Origin of the sequence: Leuconostoc miyukkimchii, from assembly GCF_019656055.1 — a bacterium.
In the GTDB taxonomy this organism is placed as follows: Bacteria; Bacillota; Bacilli; order Lactobacillales; family Lactobacillaceae; genus Leuconostoc; species Leuconostoc miyukkimchii.
In genome coordinates this window covers 56,361-74,393 of sequence record NZ_BPKY01000001.1, presented here as the reverse complement: position 1 = coordinate 74,393, position 18,033 = coordinate 56,361, and the positions used below count along the sequence as shown (strand labels likewise).

Genomic DNA, 18,033 nt, shown 5'->3' with positions numbered 1-18,033 from the left:
CATACTTCCGGAAATACTCATCTAATTTTTGACAAAAAGTATTAGATCATGCCAATTATAATAGTTTTTTTCCATTTATAATTGTAATACCTAACAATCATTTAAAAAAATTCACAAAAAAACACGCTAATAAGCGTGTTATAATTTTTCTAAAATTGTCTTCAAAACACCGTCATTATCATTATCTGTCACACTACGTGAAAAATCATGTTGAAACAGTTCTTGGTCTGAATTCGTCATAGCAAAAGGTTGCCCAACATATTCCAACATTTCTAAATCATTTAAACCATCACCGAAAGCCATGATTTCAGAGGGGGAGATGTGAAGTGTATCTGCAATATAGCTCAAGGCATTTGCTTTATTAACCTCAGAATTCACAATATCAATCGCACCATAACCTGATGTCGTGACATGAATTCTATTTCCCAGAAGTAATTTCACTTCGCGCATAAATTCATACTCTAAGTCAGGTAAAACCAAAGATATTTTTAAAATTGGCTCATTTATTTCAGTAACAGACTGAATAATTGTCAAATTTTCAAAATATTTTTTTGAAAATTCAAGTTGCTCGTCGTTAGGTCGTTTAACAATTGCAAAAGCCTTATCAGCGGCAACAAATGATACGCCCAACTGAATTTGATCAACATACTTATCAGCTAGTTTATCAATTATAGCAGGGACATCTTCTGGCACTGACCAAACATGAGTTAATTTACCATCCAAAATAACCTCAGCACCATTATTTGCAATTAATTGATACTGACCATCAAAATTTTTAAAGTAGTCTTGAACTTTCTGAACATGGTTACCAGTGGCAACAACAAATTGTCCACCTTTTGCATGTAATTTATCAAGTACTTCTTGAAATAAGACTTCATTAAATGTTTTATCGTTTTTTAAAAACGTCGCATCAAGATCTGAGGCAATTAATTTAATCGACATATTTCTCCTTTAGTTTCAAATGCTTTCGTCATGTCACATTGATTTTAAAAAAATATTTTTAACGCAACATCCACCACGTTAAAAATTTAATCAAACCAAACACCACGAGACTCGGAATCGCAGATAATAGTACAACACTTACTATGACTAACAACGACAAGTGAGGCGCATTGAGTAGATTAGCACCAAGTAAGACAACAAAAACGAACGTAGGCAATACCACTTCTAGCCGCTTCATTACTTTTTACCACGCTTTTTTTTGGCCTTTTGCAGTCGACGTGCCGCTTGCTTAATTGCAAAGTTTTGGACCTTCTGACCAAAATTACCAGATGGCATACCCCCGCCACCCATCATTGCGGACATATCTAAACCGGCACCACCCATCATTTTATCCATACCACCAAAATTACCATTTGTCGCTTGATTCATCATTTTACGCATCTGGTCAAATTGTTTTATCATACGGTTGACTTCAACGATTGGACGACCAGCACCAGCAGCCAAACGGCGACGACGTGAAGGATTAATCAAGTCTGGATCTTCACGTTCAGCCGGTGTCATTGAACTCACAATAGCTTCTAAGTGTGAAAATTGCTTAGCATCAATATTCACATTTGCTAAAGCAGGATTATTCGCCATACCTGGAATCATTTTCAATAAATCTTCCATTGGTCCCATACTCTGAACTTGTTTGAGTTGCGCAACGAAATCATTGAAATCAAAAGTGTTTTGGCGCATTTTTTCAAGCTGTTTAGCTTGCGCTTCTTCGTCAAAATCACGTTGTGCTTTTTCAATCAGTGTAAGAACATCACCCATACCCAAGATACGCGATGCCATACGCTCAGGGTAGAAAACATCAAGATCCGTTGGCTTTTCACCTTGTCCAATAAACTTAATTGGCTTACCAGTCACATCACGAATTGATAACGCCGCACCACCACGCGTATCACCATCTAATTTAGTTAGAACAACACCTGTTAAATCAAGTGCTTCTGAGAAGCCTTTAGCTGTTTCAGCCGCATTTTGTCCAGTCATAGCATCAACGGTTAGTAAAATTTCGTTTGGTTGTGCTATATTTGCTATATCCTTAAGTTCTTGCATCAATTCTTCATCAATTTGCAGACGCCCTGCCGTATCAATGAATATATAATCATTTTTATTTGCAATACCTTGCGCTAAACCTTGACGAACAATTTCTCGTGGATCAACATCTGTTCCAATTTGAAAAACTGGTATCTCCAAGTCACGTCCCAATATTTCCAATTGATCAATTGCTGCGGGTCGGTAAACGTCAGCAGCGATCAATAGTGGTCGTGCATGTTGTTCTTGTTTTAATTTATAAGCTAACTTGGCAACTGTTGTTGTTTTTCCTGCACCTTGTAAGCCGGCCATCATGATTATTGTAGGAATTTTAGGTGATTTATTCAAAGGCACTGCCTCTTCACCCATTGTTGCTGTTAACTCATCATTAACTATTTTGACAATTTGTTGTGCTGGATTTAAACCTTCTAAAATATCAGCACCACTTGCCTTTTCTCGAACATTGGCAACAAATTTTTTCACTGTGCCATAATTAACATCGGCCTCTAACAACGCTAAACGAATTTCCCGCATTGTTGCACGGAGATCTTCTTCACTCACCCGGCCACGACCGGTTAGATTCTTCATCGCCTTAGAAAGGCGCTCAGTTAAATTTTCAAAAGCCATAATATAATATTAGAGTGAACGCATAAAATATACAATTTTATAACCATATATATTTTTAAACACCGAACACTTTTCCCCTTTTTAGAGTATAATTTTAGTCTTCAATCTCATGTGCCATAAGTTGAGAAACAAGTTCTTTAAGTCTTACATCTTCATTATAATACACTGCAATGTAATCTTGTACTGCAATTTCAATTTTCGAACGCGCTTCAAAATTAGCCTGAAGATGTAAAACTTGTTCATATTTTACAAGTTGGTCAATACCACGCTTAATATTATCAGATACTGCTTGGCGACTGACTACTTCTACTTCTGCAATTTCAACAATTGAAAAATCGTCTTCAAAATAGTAACGTAAATAGTCTTGTTGCTTGGTCGTTAGTAACTCGCCATAGAAACCAAATAAGGCATTAATATGATTTTTCTCTTTAAAATTCATGCAATTAGATCCTTAAACAGCCCATAAATAAATTCTTCTGATTTAAATTCGCGTAAATCACTGGCTTTTTCGCCAAAACCAACCCACTTCACAGGCAAATGCATCTCATTTCTAATGGCAAAAACCATACCACCTTTTGCAGTACCATCCATTTTTGTCAAAACAATACCAGTAACATCTGAAGAATCTTTAAATAGTTTTGCTTGTTGCAATGCATTTTGACCTGTTGTAGCATCAAGTACTAAAAGTACTTCATGTGGTGCACTAGGAATCTCACGCTTAATAATACGTTTCATCTTTTCTAGTTCTTGCATCAAGTTAACATTATTTTGTAGGCGACCAGCTGTGTCAACAAATAAAACATCATAGTTTTCATCACGTGCTTTTGTTACGGCTTCAAAGACAACTGAGGCTGGGTCAGCTTTCTCTTTACCAGACACTACTGGAACTCCTGCACGTTTGCCCCATTCCTGTAATTGCTTGGTTGCACCAGCACGAAAAGTATCTGCTGCTGCAAGTAAAACTGACTTACCTTGTTGCTGATACTTGGTGGCAAGTTTACCAATTGTCGTGGTTTTACCAACACCGTTAACGCCAACTAATAAAATAACAGTTGTGCCCTGCAAATTAAAATGCATTGTGCCATCTTCATTCACACCATCAGCTTCATACAGATCAACCAATTTTTTTATAATGACATCGCGCACATCTTCCTTGCGTTTAGCGTTTTCTAATTTCACTTCTTCACGCAATTCGTCTGAAATTTTAATTGCCATATCAAAACCGACATCAGCACCAACTAGAGTTTCTTCTAAGTCCTCAAAAAAATCTTCATCGACTGAACGGAAATTTGCTAAAAATTTATTGAATCTTGCAGAAAAACCAGTACGCGATTTTTCTAACCCTTTATCGTATATTTGTTGTTCTTCAACTTCTGCTGTTATTTCCTGGTTTTCAGAAACATATTCAGGTGTTGTTGTCTGTGTTTCATCACTACTTTGATTTGCTACTTCGATTTCATCAGACGGTTCATCCGAGTTTTCTTGCTCGGATACTAATTCATCTGTTGATTCTACTGCTTCATCAATTTCTTCAGTTTTCTTTTTGCGAAAAATATCAAATAATCCCATATTAGCCTACGCTTTCTGCTGCCTTATCCAAATCCACAGCAATCATTTTAGATACACCAGCTTCCTGCATTGTCACACCATACAATAAATTAGCTTTCATCATTGTACCCTTACGATGTGTGATAACAATAAACTGTGTATCACCAGAAAAATGATATAAATAATTAGCAAATCGATCAACGTTTGCTTCATCTAATGCCGCTTCTGCTTCATCAAGAACGACAAATGGTACAGGTCTGACATGTAAAATTGCAAACAACAGCGTGATAGCCGTCAATGCTTTTTCGCCACCAGACAATAAGCTCATTTGCTGAAACTTTTTTCCAGGCGGTTGCGCTATAATGTCTATCCCAGTAGTCAAAAGATGCTTTGGATCTGTTAAACGAATTTCGGCACGACCACCACCAAACATTTGCTCATAAATAATTGAGAATTTTGCTGCAACGGCATCAAATGTTTGTTTAAAACGGATTTGAACCTCACTATCCATCTCATCAATTGTTTGCAACAGCGTATCACGCGCATCTTTCAAATCATTGCGCTGCTTGGTCAAAAATTCAAAACGCGCATTGACTGATTCATACTCTGCAATTGCACTCAAATTAACTGAACCAATTTCATCTAAACTACGCCGTAATAAACCTAACTGCGTTTTAAGTTCAGATAATTCATCAATTTGATGTGACTTGACAATATCTGTTATATCTACAATATCATATTGTGTTAATAATTGGGTTTTTATGCTATCAAGTTGCGTCTTAATTCGTGTTAATTCTGCAACTGAATGATTTTGTGTATTAACATTGATTCGTAGAGTTTCTTGTTGTTTTGTAAATTGATTTTCTAGTATGATGATTGAATCTGACAATTGATTTAATACAGTAGTATATTCATCAAACTGAGTTTGCATAACCTGAAGTTGCGTTGTTATACCATCAACTTTTTCTACATTTTTAGCGTCTGCTTTAGCATGACCCAATTGATTGTTAGCTGCCTCTAGTTCTTTTTGAATGCGACTTAATTGCATTTGCGCATCGTCACGTTGCGTACCTAATTGTGCAAGCTGTGCACCTAAGCTATCTATTTTAGTCTGAACCGTTGCATAAGCTGTCTGAACAATACTTTTTTGTTCACTGCTAATTTGTGATTGATTTGAAACATCTAAAAGTGCTTGATCTAACTGTTTTTCCTCAAGCTCTTGTTCCTTTTGTAAAATCTGTGCTGCTTCTATTTTTTGAACATTAACACGTAACTGAGTATTGTTATCATTCAGTTGTGTATTAATATCTTGATTTTCCATCTGCAACACTTGCACAACACGTTGCTGTTGCTTAACTGCATCCTGCTTTCGCGTTAAATCATAATCAACTTGTGCTGTTTCATTCTTAGCTGTTAATAATAATTTTTGTGCCAACGCCAATTCTTTTTTTAGTGTATCTGTTTGGACACTTTGTTTTTGTACAGTAGCTTCCAATGACTCAGTTTTCTGAGTTATCTCTTCAACTTTAACGTTTAGCTGACTCAATTCATTTTGACGACTCAAAATCATTGTGTTAGATTTTTGATGTGCGCCACCCGTCATTGACCCACCAGCATTAACCACCTGACCATCTAAACTCACAACCCTAAAACGATATTTTCCAGTTTTTGCAATTTGCGTTGCTGCATTCAAGTCTTTAGCAATTATTGTACTACCTAATAAACTTGACTTAATAGCACCCATATCCACAGGCATTTCAACTAAATCAGCTGCAATACCTATAAATCCATCTATCAATCTAATATTTTCAATGGCAGTTAGATACTTGGGTTTAATTGTATCAATCGGCAAAATAGTCACACGACCAGCACGCTTTTGAGTGAGATATTGAATCACTTGCTTGGCTGTTGCTGTGGTATCTACAACAACCTGTTGTAATGCAGCACCCAAAACTGTTTCTACTGCTTGCGTATAATCAGCTGGAACATTCATCAATTCAGCAACGACACCTTTAATACCAGAAAACTTTTGTCGTGTATGCGGTTGCATTAACGCACGTACACCCTGATAGAACCCCGCATAATCATCTAGTGCAGATAAGGCATCTCGCTGACTACGTAATTTATTTAAATCATTTAGGACACTGTACCAACGTTTTTCATGCTTTTGATGATTCAGTATTTCTTGTTCATAACGATCTTGCAGCTTATCAACATTCTGCTGTAACTGTTCAACATGCGGGTTATCATTTTGATTTGTTTCTTTTAAGGACTCCTGTAAAGTAGTTAAAATTGAAGATTCCTTTGTCAATTGTTGTGATAACGACTGTGCTCGTTTAGTTAAACGTTCCTTTGATTTTTCATCAGATTGTACTGCGTTACGCAAGGCCGCAATATCTTGCATGGTTTGAATATAATCGTGACGATGATTGTCAATTTTTCCTTGTAATTCATTTTGTACAGTTGCTTGGATCGCGACATCAAAAGCTGAAATTTGGTTTTGCAAATTACCTTTTTGTATTTGTAACTGCTTCTTTTCAGCATTTATTTCATCAATATTAGAGTCAATACTATCTAAACGTGTTAACCAGTCTGTTTCTTGATTACCCGTTTGTATAATACTTTGTTCTAAGGCCTCAATTTGTTGTGTACTAAGATTTCTAGCACCGATTAATCGTTCTCGTTCTTGTGTATTGTATAAGATATCTTGTTGTAATTTATCTCGTTTGAGTTGTGTACTCACACGCTCTTGACGTTGTTCTGACAGTGACTTATGAACGACATCTAGCGACGATTTGATTTGGTTAACACGAGTATCTTGTGTTTCAACTTTGTCCGTTGCTTCTTTGATTTGTATTTCTAAATTCTGGTATGTCAGAGCCAAGCTTAACGTATCTAATTTTTCAAAGCGTTCCTTTTGTGCAATATAGTCCGTTGCTTGTGCTGATTGTTCTGCAAGTGGCGCAATTCGATCTTGAATTTCATGAATGATATCAGCAACTCGTGCTAGATTATCACTTGTTTGCACTAATTCTTTTTGGGCACGTTCTTTGTTTTGTTTATACTTATAAACGCCTGCAACTTCTTCAATAATGCCACGTCGATTTTCTGGTTTAGCATTGAATATGCCTTCCACACGCCCTTGAGATATAATTGAAAAACTTTCTCTACCAAGTCCAGTATCCATAAATAATTCATGAATATCACGCAATCGGCTATCAACACCGTTAATTTGATATGAACTCTCTCCAGAACGATACAACTTTCTAGTGATACGAATTTCGTTAAATTCTGACTTGACGTAGTGATCTGAATTATCAAAAGTCATCGATACTTCGGAACGGCTTAAAGCACCTCTCTTATTGGTGCCGCCAAAAATAATATCTGACATCTTAGTGCCACGTAAGTCCTTGGCGCTTTGTTCGCCCATAACCCAACGTATTGCCTCAATAATATTGGATTTACCAGAACCATTAGGGCCAACAATACCAGTCATACCAGGCATGAATTCAATAATTGTTTTATCAGCAAAAGACTTAAAGCCACTGATTTCAAGTGATTTAAGTTTCATAGACTACTTATCTTCCAATAATTTTAGTGCTGTGCGTGCTGCAGATTTTTCAGCATCTTTGATTGATTTTCCAGTACCACGTGCTAACTCACGATCAGCAACCGATACACTGGCTTCAAATAGTTGTGAGTTATCCGGTAGTTGTTGCTCACTTTCAGTACGATAATAAATATCGACCGCACCGTTTTTTTGAAGTTTCTCTTGCAACCGACTCTTAAAGTCAATAAATCTGTCAAAAAAATCGGTATCTATTGCTGCAAATAATGTTTGGTCTAAGAATGCTCGTACAGCATCCATTCCTTGATCCAAATATAAAGCACCAATGAAGGCTTCCCAAATATCTTCTAAAAGTGAATCACGATTACGTGCACCAGACATTTCTTCACCTTTACCTAGACGAATGCCCTCATTCAAATGCGCTACGCGTGAAAAATGTGCAAATGATCGTGTTTGAACCATTGTGATTCGCATCTCTGTGAGTTGTCCCTCATGCCAGTTAGGATAACGCTTAAAAAGATATTCAGCCACCGAAACTTGCATCACAGAGTCACCTAAAAACTCTAATCGTTGATAATCACGACCACTGACCTCTTGATGTTCATTTAAATAATTACGCTGTGTCAAAGCTTCCTGCAGCAAAGATTCATCGTTAAATTGAATATTGAATTCTGTTAATAAATGTTTTTTAAAAATGTCTTGTGACACGGCTCTTTCCTTTGAGATCATAGTTTTATATCTTATTATATCAAAAAAAGCGCCTTATTTTTAATAAATTTAGCACTTTTTTGGTTTTAGTTAGTCGACTGATCACGAACAACTGAAGCAATCATTTCAACATAACGTTCTACAAGTTCAGTTGTCGGTGCTTCAGCCATGACACGAAGCAATGATTCTGTTCCTGAAGGTCGTACAAGAACACGACCATCCCCAGCCATTTCTGCCTCTACTTCAGCAATCTTACCTACTACGGCCGGATTTCGTTGAATAGCAACTTTATCCTTGACCTTAATGTTTACTAACTTTTGTGGATAAACTTGAACATCACTAGCTAATTCTGATAGTGTGCTTCCTGTTTCTTTCATAACATAAAGCAGTTGTAAGGCAGTCAGTAGGCCATCCCCAGTTGTAGCCCAATCACGGAAAATAATATGTCCAGATTGTTCACCACCAAGATTATAATCTGATTCAAGCATTTCTGCCATGACATAACGATCACCCACAGCAGTCTTTACGCTTGTCATATTGTTTTCTGTCAATGCTTTGTAAAAACCAATGTTACTCATCACTGTGGACACAACGGTACTATGCTTGAGGCGCCCTTGCTCGTTCATGAATTTACCAATGATAAACATAATTTTGTCACCATCGACAATTTCACCATTCTCATCAACTGCAATTAAACGGTCCCCATCGCCATCAAACGCCAAACCAGCCTGTACATCATCATTTTTAACAAGCTCTGCCAATGCCTCCGGATGTGTTGAACCGACACCGTCATTAATATTTAAACCATTGGGCTCCGTTCCCATGGTAACAAAATCTGCATTCAAATCCGCAAATAATCGTGCCAACAAACCACTTGTAGCCCCATTGGCGCCGTCAAGTGCGACACGCATACCTGCTAGATCGGTTGGAATTGTTTTTTGTAAAAAGCTCATATACTTGAGAGCACCTTCAGGATAGTTATTAGCAACACCTAATCCGTCAGCGCTGGGTCTTGGTAATGTATCATTTGGTTCATCTAACAACTGCTCAATTTCATATTCAAGTTCATCAGATAATTTAAAACCATCTTTACCAAAGAATTTAATACCATTATCTGCTGCTGGATTATGCGATGCTGTAATTTGTACACCAGCATCTGCCTCTAAATTTTGTACCAAAAAAGCAACTGCTGGTGTCGTAATAATTCCTAAACGTAAAACATCTATTCCCACTGATAAAAACCCGGAAATAATTGATTGCTGTAACATCTCACCAGAGATTCTCGTATCGCGTCCTACGATCACAACGGGCTTTTTATTACCCTCTGCGTGTTGCGTCAAAATTGCACCACCTGCACGACCTAAACGAAAGGCTAGTTCAGGTGTTAATGTTTCATTTGCAATACCACGCACACCATCTGTTCCAAAATATTTTAATTTAATATCTGACATGTTTTTCTCTCACATTCTCTAGTTACTACTTGCAGAATTGGCATCACTTGTATCGCTGGAATCCGATGAGCTGGATGATCCTGCAGAAGATGAACTCGCGTTTGTACTTGAACTATCACTACTACTGCTACTTTTTTCTTGTTGTGATACTGTTACCTTAACTTTCAACCTGTCATAATGTACAATACCAGAAATATTAGGCAACTCGACTTCAATCGTTTCTTTATTGCTGATGTTGCCAACATCAACTGGCACTGTAATACTAGTCATTGTATTGAGTATATCGGATGATCCATATGCTATAACAGTTTTGGGATCAAAGTTAATCTGATAATTGTTAGCGCCACCATTTTTAGCATCAGCGACTAATGATAGTCGTTTTGAATCTTCGGGTGCAATCGTTAATGATGCATTGACCGTACGACGATCCAAATTCACTTCAACTTCATTACCATTTCGATCCAATGCGACAAGCCTAACAGACTGGGTGAGTGGTTCTTTTGCCCCAGTTGGTAAATCCATACGTGCTACAACAGTGCTAACTGCATCAACGTTAGTCTGAGGACCGCTAATTGTAATATGTTTGACGTCTGAAGTTGGGTCACTGGCTGTATACCCTTGTGCAATATTTTCTCTAGAATAACTCACGTCAACTGGCAAAGTTTTGGAGGTTTTGTTGGCAATTGTCACTGTTACTTTTTGTGGATTAATTGTTGAAGTAAGCGATGCGTTGACACCGCGTAATGCCACAGCAACGGTTCGCTTACCAGGTTTTAAACCACGTAAATCTATAGTTGCCTGAATATCATTTCGACTTTGGGTTGCAGAAACCAATGCTCCTGATCCTTGAATATCGACCTGCACCGTTGCTGGTGCTCCAATAACAACATACTTATCATTGTTAAACTGAACATTTAAGGCAACATTAAGTGATGCTTTTTTTTCTGGAATCAATGTTGAAAAATTATTTGAACCGTTCGTCGTAGAGCTTGTGGATTTTGTACTTAAGACATAGGATGATAACAAAATAGCAATGACAAAGGCAATGACAACATTAACAATTCTTGACTGTCCTATTTTTTTCATCGTATTCGCCCTCCTTTACGCCACCAATGATTTTTACCAACAGCACCATCTATAGCAGGTAAAAACTGACGTTCGAAAAAGTTAATATAACTCTCTTGGTCCATATGACGGAGTAAATCACCTTTTTGCGTAATGGAAATTTCGCCAGTTTCTTCTGAAACCACTACAGTGATGGCATCACTCGCCTCAGAAATACCAACTGCCGCACGATGCCTGGTTCCGAGCTCCTTTGGAATTCGCGTACTTTCTGAAAGTGGTAGATAGGCTGCTGCTACAGCAATACGATCTTTACTTATAATCACTGCACCATCATGAAGTGGCGTGTTTGGTATAAAGGTATTAATTAATAATTGACCAGTAATATTAGCATCTAACTTAATGCCCGTTTTAATATATTCATCTAAATTGGCTTCACGTTGAATAGTAATCAAGGCACCAATACGCCTTTTGGACATATATTGTAATGCTGAATCTAAGCTTTTGATTAACTGATGTTCGACCGCATTATCAATTCGTGCACGGCGAACGGTCAAGCGACGTCCCAAACTTTCCAACCCACGCCTAATTTCTTGTTGAAAGATAACAACCAAAGCAATAGGTGCCCAAGTAATCAATTGATCCATTACCCATGATAAGGTCATCAATCCAAGATACCAGCTAACGACTTTGACTAAAATCACCGTGCCAACGCCAAATAGAATTTGTAATGCACGTGTGCCTTCCATAAATTGAATAATTTTATACAGTAAAAACCAAATAATCATGATATCTACTGCGTGCATAAAATTATTCGTTGTTAGGTACGATAACATGTTTTCTCCTTTATGTCGTTTAAATACTAGCGCTTGTTGCACACTATTTTCTTATTTCTGTTGGTAACGAATTACAATAACTGATTTTTAAAATCACGATTCATCTTTTCCAGCCAGCGCAGACGTTTCAGAAAAATTAATAAACTGCCTAATATTAATACCTGCTTGTCGGGTAATTCTGCCTTGTTCGTATAGATTTTGAATCGTCTCACGTTGCGCATTTAATGCTTTTAACTCTAAGTCCATGCGCAATTTGTCATCTATTTCACGTTGCTGTTGCGTATCCTCATGCTTTTCGTTTTCAATACGATAGCGATAGCTAACAATCAAATTATAAGCATGTTGACGTTCTACACGATTTGTGACCGTATCCCCGTTATGCTGCTCCATATGAACAGATAATGCTTTAATTGCTGACTTGGATGTTTCGCGCACAGCTAATGAAGTTTCATTTCTTATCTTTTCACTCGTTTCATCAGAAAGCCATACACGTACACTACGGAAACCTCGTCGGATAAGCACCCATAACCATTGTGAAGAAAAATGATAGTACTTGTCCGCATTTATCAAATTTTCTAATCGTTCTAAACGTCTAGATTGTGATGAGAATGTTAGTGGTGAAATATCTTCATTAACAAGCAACTGTTGCAATCGATCACGCTGTGCTTTCAGTGCAATTAGTCGTAACTCTGAATCATCCACACTTTTATATCCAGTTTTATCACCGATCAATTGACGCTTAATGCGTACAATTGTTCTTTGTTTACGAGTAATTAGCTCATAAATAATTGCACGATTCTCTTCTCGTTGCTGTTCACGCAAGGTTTGAATACCGACTTGAATAGCAAATATACGCGCCTGTGATTCAGTCATTTCCGGTTTGCTTGTTTCATTTGTTGTCACTTCCGAATCTGACATTTCTGGTTGCGTAAAATCATGAGCTGAACGTTCTTTAGTCACAATTGGTAGCATTATTGTTGCCACAAGCAAACTAACAATCACAACTACAGCAGCTATAAAGACTAATAGATCCCTTTGTGGGAAAGCTGAACCATCACTAATAACTGTCGGCACAGTCATAACAGCCGCCATTGTAACAGCCCCTCGTACGCCTGTTAATCCAGATGTCACAGCTGTTTTGAACGATGGCTTGATGTCCCTATTTTTAACATATAAAATGCTTTGATTACCATATGCCCAAATTACTCTAATAATGAAAACAATGAACCAAACAACAATACCATAAAAAATGGCTCGTCCTGTATGCATTTGTGTACTTTGAACTACTGCAGAAACAGCTGGTGGTAATTCGATACCTAGTAACACAAAAATAACACCATTGAGTAAATATACAAATATTTCCCATGTTCTAACAGCTGTTACTGCAACCTCTGGACTACGCGCATCAACATGTTGGTCACTTAATACTTTTGTTAAAATAGCCCCTGCAACAACTGCAATAACACCTGAAGAGTGTAGCAGATCTTCTGCAGCCCAATAAATCAGAAATGGCGCTAACAATGTTGTTACTGTATGAAATACAACATCATTTAGGCCCACACGATCAAATACATCATTTAACCAATTTAAAAGTGTTCCCAATACTAATCCAACGGTTAGTCCAACAACTGTCATCCAAAAAAAATTACCTATCGCCCCACTAAGTAAAAAAGTACCAGCAACAGTCGCTTTAATCGCTGTATTAAAACTTACAAGACCGCTCGCATCATTTATAAGGCTTTCACCTGAAACAATATGTAACACGTTACTTGGTAGTTTAACACGCCTAGCAATGGCTTGGACTGCAACAGGGTCTGTTGGTGAAACAACGGCTGCCAAAGCCAAAGCGACAGATTTTGGAAACTGTGGCATCAATAAGTGTATAAAAAAACCACCAACCAATGTTGTCAGTAAAACGAGTACAATTGCGTTGCCTAAAATAGGTCCTCGCAATTCCCAAAGTTCATGTTTTGGAAATCGCCAAGCATCATTATATAACAATGGCGCTACAAATAATAACATAAACCAGTGTGAATCAACTTGAATAAAAACACCAAATATTAATGATAATACAAGTCCAATAGCAATTTGGAATAAGCTGATTGGTACATCAGGAATAAAATGTGAAATGACGTTTGATATTGTAACTGACACAATTAATATAACAATTAATTCTATTATGACCATAAACTTAACGTTCTCCCATGATACGTACTTCGGTTTCTAACGTCACATTAAATTTATCTTTAACCGTCGCTTGAACGTATTTGATCAAATCTTCATAATCATTACCAGTACCATTACCAACATTCACCATGAATCCAGCATGTTTTTTTGATACTTCAACACCGCCAATGCGTGCACCCTGAAGATTTGAATCCATAATTAATTTACCAGCAAAATAACCCTCTGGTCGCTTAAAAACTGAACCATTGGAAGGATAGTTCAATGGCTGCTTATCTGCCCGTCGAAAATTATTATCGTCCATTTTTAACTGTATGTTACGTTTAGAATCTGGTATCAATGCAAATGTGACACTCAATATAACACCACCATTTTTTTGAAAAACAGACTTTCGGTAACCAAACTCAAGCTCATGTGCAGAAAACATTTGAATATGTCCATCTGGCATGATTGCTGTAACTGCCGATACAACCATATCGGTTTGCCCGCCATAGGCGCCCGCATTCATAAATACCGCACCACCAACAGATCCTGGAATACCTGCAGCCCATTCTAACCCAGCAAGACCATGTGACATAGCCATTTCTGTTACTAAAATCAAATCTGCACCGGCATCAGCTGTTATCGTGTTTTCTTGCACCTGAATATGATGCATATCATGCAATAAGATAGATAATCCACGTAAACCACCATTTCGCACAACTAAATTAGACAGTCTACCAAAAATGTGAACTGATTGTTTTTGTAATTTTGCCCACGATAATAGTTGTTGTAGTTCTTGATGTGTTTTAGGTAACGCTAAATAATCTACGACACCACCAGCTTGTGTGTGTGCATAGGGTGCCAAAGTTTGTTTTTCAAGTATTGTTATATTATTTAATTGCATTTTTTAACTCCGAGTCTATATCTTCTATTTTACCAAACTTTTAGCTAGACCACCTAAAATGAATAAAAAAACTTGACTAAAAGATCATTAGACCCTTTGTCAAGCAATAAATTTAATCAAACCATAAGCTAATTTCATACTTTGCTGTTGTGACACTATCTGATCCGTGAACAACATTCATCATGGCAGGCTCGTCCCACTCTCGTCCTAAATCACCACGAATTGTGCCAGGCATTGCGCTTGTTGGATTGGTTTCACCCATCATTGCACGCCAGCCTGAAACGACATTTGTGCCTTCTCCTATCATCACAACAACTGGTCCAGATGTCATATACTCTAAAAGAGCCGGGTAAAATGATTTTCCTACATGTTCAGCATAATGCTTGTTAAGTAACTGCTCTGTTGGCACGACCATTTTCATATCAATAATACGATACCCCTTGTTTTCAACACGATTAATAATGTTTCCAATCATAGCACGTTTAACACCATCAGGTTTGATTAACATCAACGTTTGTTCTGTCATATTATTCTCCTTATATGTTACTTCACTTTGATTGTACATGAAATTGAAAGCGCTAACAAGTTATTATTTTCGTGCTGTTTTTTTAACATCATCTGGCCGATATTCCATAGCCATACCTTTTAAAATGTTTCTTAAATACCTATCGCCAGCCGGCTTGTAATTACGATGATCTGATCGTCTCAAAACTGCACTAAGCTCGTTAGGTGAAATCGTGATTCCTGCTGTTTTTAAAAAGCTCATATAATCATCACTAGTATAAGACATCGCAATTTTAAGTTTTTTCATGACAACATTATTAATATCTGCCTCTGCATTCATATCAAATGTTGGTGGTACAGGCTTTAAATCAGCACCAAATTTTTGTCCACGCTGGGAAATAATGAGACCATTCATAAATGATTCTAACGTTTTGGTCGTAACTTTTTCATCACGTTTACTTCCCTCATCCTGCTTAGCGAGCAAAACATGTAATTGATTTTCGTCGATCGATATCCCACCATATTTAAAAATTTTAATCATATCTGCGTTTTTAATATTAAGTGCATATCGTAATCGGATAATTATATCATTATTGTTCATTACTATTTTCCTTCATGTTCAGCGAAACAATTGATCGCTTTTAATTAGTAGGGATGGTTATCGTATGTCTCCCATTTTTCGTGAGAATCTTGAATACGTTTAAACATTTTTTCCATTTCAGTGATTGTAAATTGTGTCAAAATGGGTCGACCGTGAGGACAGTTATATGGATTTTCTGCATGAGATAATGTTTGTATCAATGTTTTTGCTTGTCCGTCAGACAAGTGCATATTAGCGCGTATCGCTCGCTTACAGCTCATCATAATCGCTGTCCGTTCTCTAAATTCAGCAACCGTTAGCGAACCTTCACGTAAAATCCAATCAATCATTTCACGAATAGTCGCTTCTTCTTGACCCTTTTCAAACCACGTTGGATGTTCTCGAACAATTACAGTCGTCGGTCCAAATGGTACAACTGACAAGCCAACATCTAATAATTCTTGTTCATTGTCAGCAATTTTCAACATATCAGATGCCGTATAATTGATTGTAATCGGTACTAACAGTCTTTGTTTATCGGTGCTGACTTCACCAATTTTTTGACGATAATATTCATAATTTATTCGCTCTTGTGCTGCATGTTGGTCAATTAAAAATAAACCATTCTCGCTTTGCGCAAATAAAAAAGTACCGTGCATTTGACCAATATATGATAAATCTGGAAAACCAGTTGATTTTTCTGAGGATAAATCCAATGTTTTCTGACTTGCAATATCGGGTTCAGTAAAGGCTGGCTGATAAGTTTCAACAGATTCCTTTATTTTTGTTTGTTTTACTGCAACCTCATCAAATACTGGTAAATGTGATTCATTGGTGTAACGGTCAACAAATGAACTGATATTATTTCCTGATAATTCTAAACGATTTGTAATACTGATTTCGGTAACATGAGATCCTGTGTTACTAATGGGATTGGCGGGTACTGTTACTTCATTATCTGTTTGAACCCAGGGTGCAGATTGGGTTGTTTCTTGCCTTTTGTGTGGTGTTTTTTGTGTTTGCCCATACAAATTAGCATATGCGTCAGGAATTAAATTTTCACCAGCCAACCTGTCTTTAATTGTTTTTACCAATAATTCAGTTAACTCTGATTCTTTTGATAAACGAATCTCGGATTTTTGCGGGTGCACATTCACGTCAATTAAAATAGGATCTGTATTGATATTCACAACACCCATTGGAAAACGGCCCACCATTAACTTTGAACCATAACCATGAATAAGCGCATTTGAAATTGAAAAATTTTTAACAAAACGGCCATTGACTAATATTGTTAAATATTCACGTGAACCACGTGTGAGCTCTGGCAAAGAAATATAGCCAGTAATATTAAAATCATCATCTTCGCTAGCAAAGGATAACATTTTTTGTGCGACATCACGACCATAAATTGCTGCAATAACTTGCTGTTGATTGCCATTTCCAGTTGTTTTGAGCAATGATCGTCCATCAGCAGACACGGAAAATGCGATATTGGTATATGATAACGCCAAGCGATTCATGATATCAGCAACTTTTGAGAGTTCTGTTTGTGGTCGCTTAAGATACTTCAATCGCGCTGGTGTATTATAAAACAAATCACGTACAGAAATTATGGTACCCCGACGACCATTGGCAGGTGTTGCACTCACTTGTTTGCCACCTTTTATATGATACATGACACCTTCTGAATTGCGCTCCGTTGTCGTGTTTAACGTAACATCTGATATTGCTGCAATTGAAGGCAACGCCTCGCCACGAAAACCAAGGGACACAATATTAAATAAATCATGGCGATCAACTATTTTACTTGTTGCATGTCTTGTAAATGCTAATGGTACATCTTCTGCTTCAATACCAGTTCCATTATCAACAACACGGATGAGCGTTTCACCTGCATTTTCAACAACGACTTCAATTTGCGTTGCGCCTGAGTCGATTGCATTTTCAACGAGTTCTTTAACAACACTTGCTGGTCGCTCAATCACTTCACCAGCGGCAATTTGGTTGGCTAATAAGTTTGATAATTCATGTATTTTTCCCATTTTGTCCACGTG

The 18,033-nt window shown here is 37.3% G+C and carries 15 protein-coding genes; all 15 read right to left on the bottom strand.

Annotated features, from left to right (window positions below; translation table 11 throughout):
• Positions 1-138 precede the first annotated feature (138 nt).
• The 15 genes from K5Q13_RS00340 to mutL all read right to left on the bottom strand — a co-directional run bounded on the left by K5Q13_RS00340 (position 139) and on the right by mutL (position 18,021).
• On the bottom strand, positions 139-942 hold the full coding sequence (locus tag K5Q13_RS00340) for a Cof-type HAD-IIB family hydrolase (protein WP_220738708.1): 804 nt from the start codon (positions 940-942) through the stop codon (positions 139-141).
• A 58-nt stretch (positions 943-1,000) separates the two neighbouring features.
• A complete protein-coding gene (locus K5Q13_RS00335) occupies positions 1,001-1,180 on the bottom strand; it encodes a hypothetical protein (protein ID WP_220738705.1) in 180 nt (59 codons plus the stop codon).
• On the bottom strand, positions 1,180-2,649 hold the full coding sequence (ffh, locus tag K5Q13_RS00330; protein WP_220738703.1) for a signal recognition particle protein: 1,470 nt from the start codon (positions 2,647-2,649) through the stop codon (positions 1,180-1,182). The genes K5Q13_RS00335 and ffh overlap by 1 nt, the downstream gene beginning before the upstream one ends.
• 94 nt (positions 2,650-2,743) lie before the next feature.
• Complete coding sequence (gene ylxM, locus K5Q13_RS00325) at positions 2,744-3,088, bottom strand: YlxM family DNA-binding protein (protein ID WP_220738701.1); 345 nt, start codon at positions 3,086-3,088, stop codon at positions 2,744-2,746.
• A complete protein-coding gene (ftsY, locus tag K5Q13_RS00320; protein ID WP_220738699.1) occupies positions 3,085-4,218 on the bottom strand; it encodes a signal recognition particle-docking protein FtsY in 1,134 nt (377 codons plus the stop codon). Before ftsY ends, ylxM begins: the two co-directional genes overlap by 4 nt.
• A gap of 1 nt (position 4,219) precedes the next feature.
• Positions 4,220-7,768 carry a chromosome segregation protein SMC gene (gene smc, locus K5Q13_RS00315; RefSeq protein ID WP_220738697.1) on the bottom strand — a complete coding sequence of 1,183 codons (3,549 nt, stop codon included), beginning with the start codon at positions 7,766-7,768 and terminating at the stop codon, positions 4,220-4,222.
• Between the two features lie 3 nt (positions 7,769-7,771).
• Complete coding sequence (gene rnc, locus K5Q13_RS00310) at positions 7,772-8,473, bottom strand: ribonuclease III (protein ID WP_220738695.1); 702 nt, start codon at positions 8,471-8,473, stop codon at positions 7,772-7,774.
• An 86-nt stretch (positions 8,474-8,559) separates the two neighbouring features.
• A complete protein-coding gene (glmM, locus tag K5Q13_RS00305; RefSeq protein WP_220738693.1) occupies positions 8,560-9,924 on the bottom strand; it encodes a phosphoglucosamine mutase in 1,365 nt (454 codons plus the stop codon).
• A gap of 18 nt (positions 9,925-9,942) precedes the next feature.
• A complete protein-coding gene (locus K5Q13_RS00300; RefSeq protein ID WP_220738691.1) occupies positions 9,943-11,010 on the bottom strand; it encodes a CdaR family protein in 1,068 nt (355 codons plus the stop codon).
• Positions 11,007-11,822 carry a diadenylate cyclase CdaA gene (gene cdaA, locus K5Q13_RS00295; RefSeq protein ID WP_220738689.1) on the bottom strand — a complete coding sequence of 272 codons (816 nt, stop codon included), beginning with the start codon at positions 11,820-11,822 and terminating at the stop codon, positions 11,007-11,009. Before cdaA ends, K5Q13_RS00300 begins: the two co-directional genes overlap by 4 nt.
• Before the next feature lie 93 nt (positions 11,823-11,915).
• Complete coding sequence (locus K5Q13_RS00290; protein ID WP_220738687.1) at positions 11,916-14,009, bottom strand: cation:proton antiporter; 2,094 nt, start codon at positions 14,007-14,009, stop codon at positions 11,916-11,918.
• A gap of 4 nt (positions 14,010-14,013) precedes the next feature.
• Positions 14,014-14,892, bottom strand: a complete 879-nt coding sequence (gene murB, locus K5Q13_RS00285; RefSeq protein ID WP_220738685.1) for a UDP-N-acetylmuramate dehydrogenase — start codon at positions 14,890-14,892, stop codon at positions 14,014-14,016.
• Between the two features lie 112 nt (positions 14,893-15,004).
• Positions 15,005-15,418, bottom strand: a complete 414-nt coding sequence (gene ndk / locus K5Q13_RS00280) for a nucleoside-diphosphate kinase (protein WP_220738683.1) — start codon at positions 15,416-15,418, stop codon at positions 15,005-15,007.
• Between the two features lie 63 nt (positions 15,419-15,481).
• Positions 15,482-15,997, bottom strand: a complete 516-nt coding sequence (locus K5Q13_RS00275) for a YehS family protein (RefSeq protein ID WP_220738680.1) — start codon at positions 15,995-15,997, stop codon at positions 15,482-15,484.
• 44 nt (positions 15,998-16,041) lie between these two features.
• On the bottom strand, positions 16,042-18,021 hold the full coding sequence (mutL, locus tag K5Q13_RS00270) for a DNA mismatch repair endonuclease MutL (protein ID WP_220739494.1): 1,980 nt from the start codon (positions 18,019-18,021) through the stop codon (positions 16,042-16,044).
• Positions 18,022-18,033: the final 12 nt, after the last annotated feature.

Bases quoted from the DNA above. Each gene is read 5' to 3' on its own strand.
- K5Q13_RS00340 (WP_220738708.1), bottom strand. From the start codon at position 942: ATGTCGATTAAATTAATTGCCTCAGATCTTGATGCGACGTTTTTAAAA.
- K5Q13_RS00335 (WP_220738705.1), bottom strand. From the start codon at position 1,180: ATGAAGCGGCTAGAAGTGGTATTGCCTACGTTCGTTTTTGTTGTCTTA.
- ffh (WP_220738703.1), bottom strand. From the start codon at position 2,649: ATGGCTTTTGAAAATTTAACTGAGCGCCTTTCTAAGGCGATGAAGAAT.
- ylxM (WP_220738701.1), bottom strand. From the start codon at position 3,088: ATGAATTTTAAAGAGAAAAATCATATTAATGCCTTATTTGGTTTCTAT.
- ftsY (WP_220738699.1), bottom strand. From the start codon at position 4,218: ATGGGATTATTTGATATTTTTCGCAAAAAGAAAACTGAAGAAATTGAT.
- smc (WP_220738697.1), bottom strand. From the start codon at position 7,768: ATGAAACTTAAATCACTTGAAATCAGTGGCTTTAAGTCTTTTGCTGAT.
- glmM (WP_220738693.1), bottom strand. From the start codon at position 9,924: ATGTCAGATATTAAATTAAAATATTTTGGAACAGATGGTGTGCGTGGT.
- K5Q13_RS00300 (WP_220738691.1), bottom strand. From the start codon at position 11,010: ATGAAAAAAATAGGACAGTCAAGAATTGTTAATGTTGTCATTGCCTTT.
- cdaA (WP_220738689.1), bottom strand. From the start codon at position 11,822: ATGTTATCGTACCTAACAACGAATAATTTTATGCACGCAGTAGATATC.
- K5Q13_RS00290 (WP_220738687.1), bottom strand. From the start codon at position 14,009: ATGGTCATAATAGAATTAATTGTTATATTAATTGTGTCAGTTACAATA.
- murB (WP_220738685.1), bottom strand. From the start codon at position 14,892: ATGCAATTAAATAATATAACAATACTTGAAAAACAAACTTTGGCACCC.
- ndk (WP_220738683.1), bottom strand. From the start codon at position 15,418: ATGACAGAACAAACGTTGATGTTAATCAAACCTGATGGTGTTAAACGT.
- K5Q13_RS00275 (WP_220738680.1), bottom strand. From the start codon at position 15,997: ATGAACAATAATGATATAATTATCCGATTACGATATGCACTTAATATT.
- mutL (WP_220739494.1), bottom strand. From the start codon at position 18,021: ATGGGAAAAATACATGAATTATCAAACTTATTAGCCAACCAAATTGCC.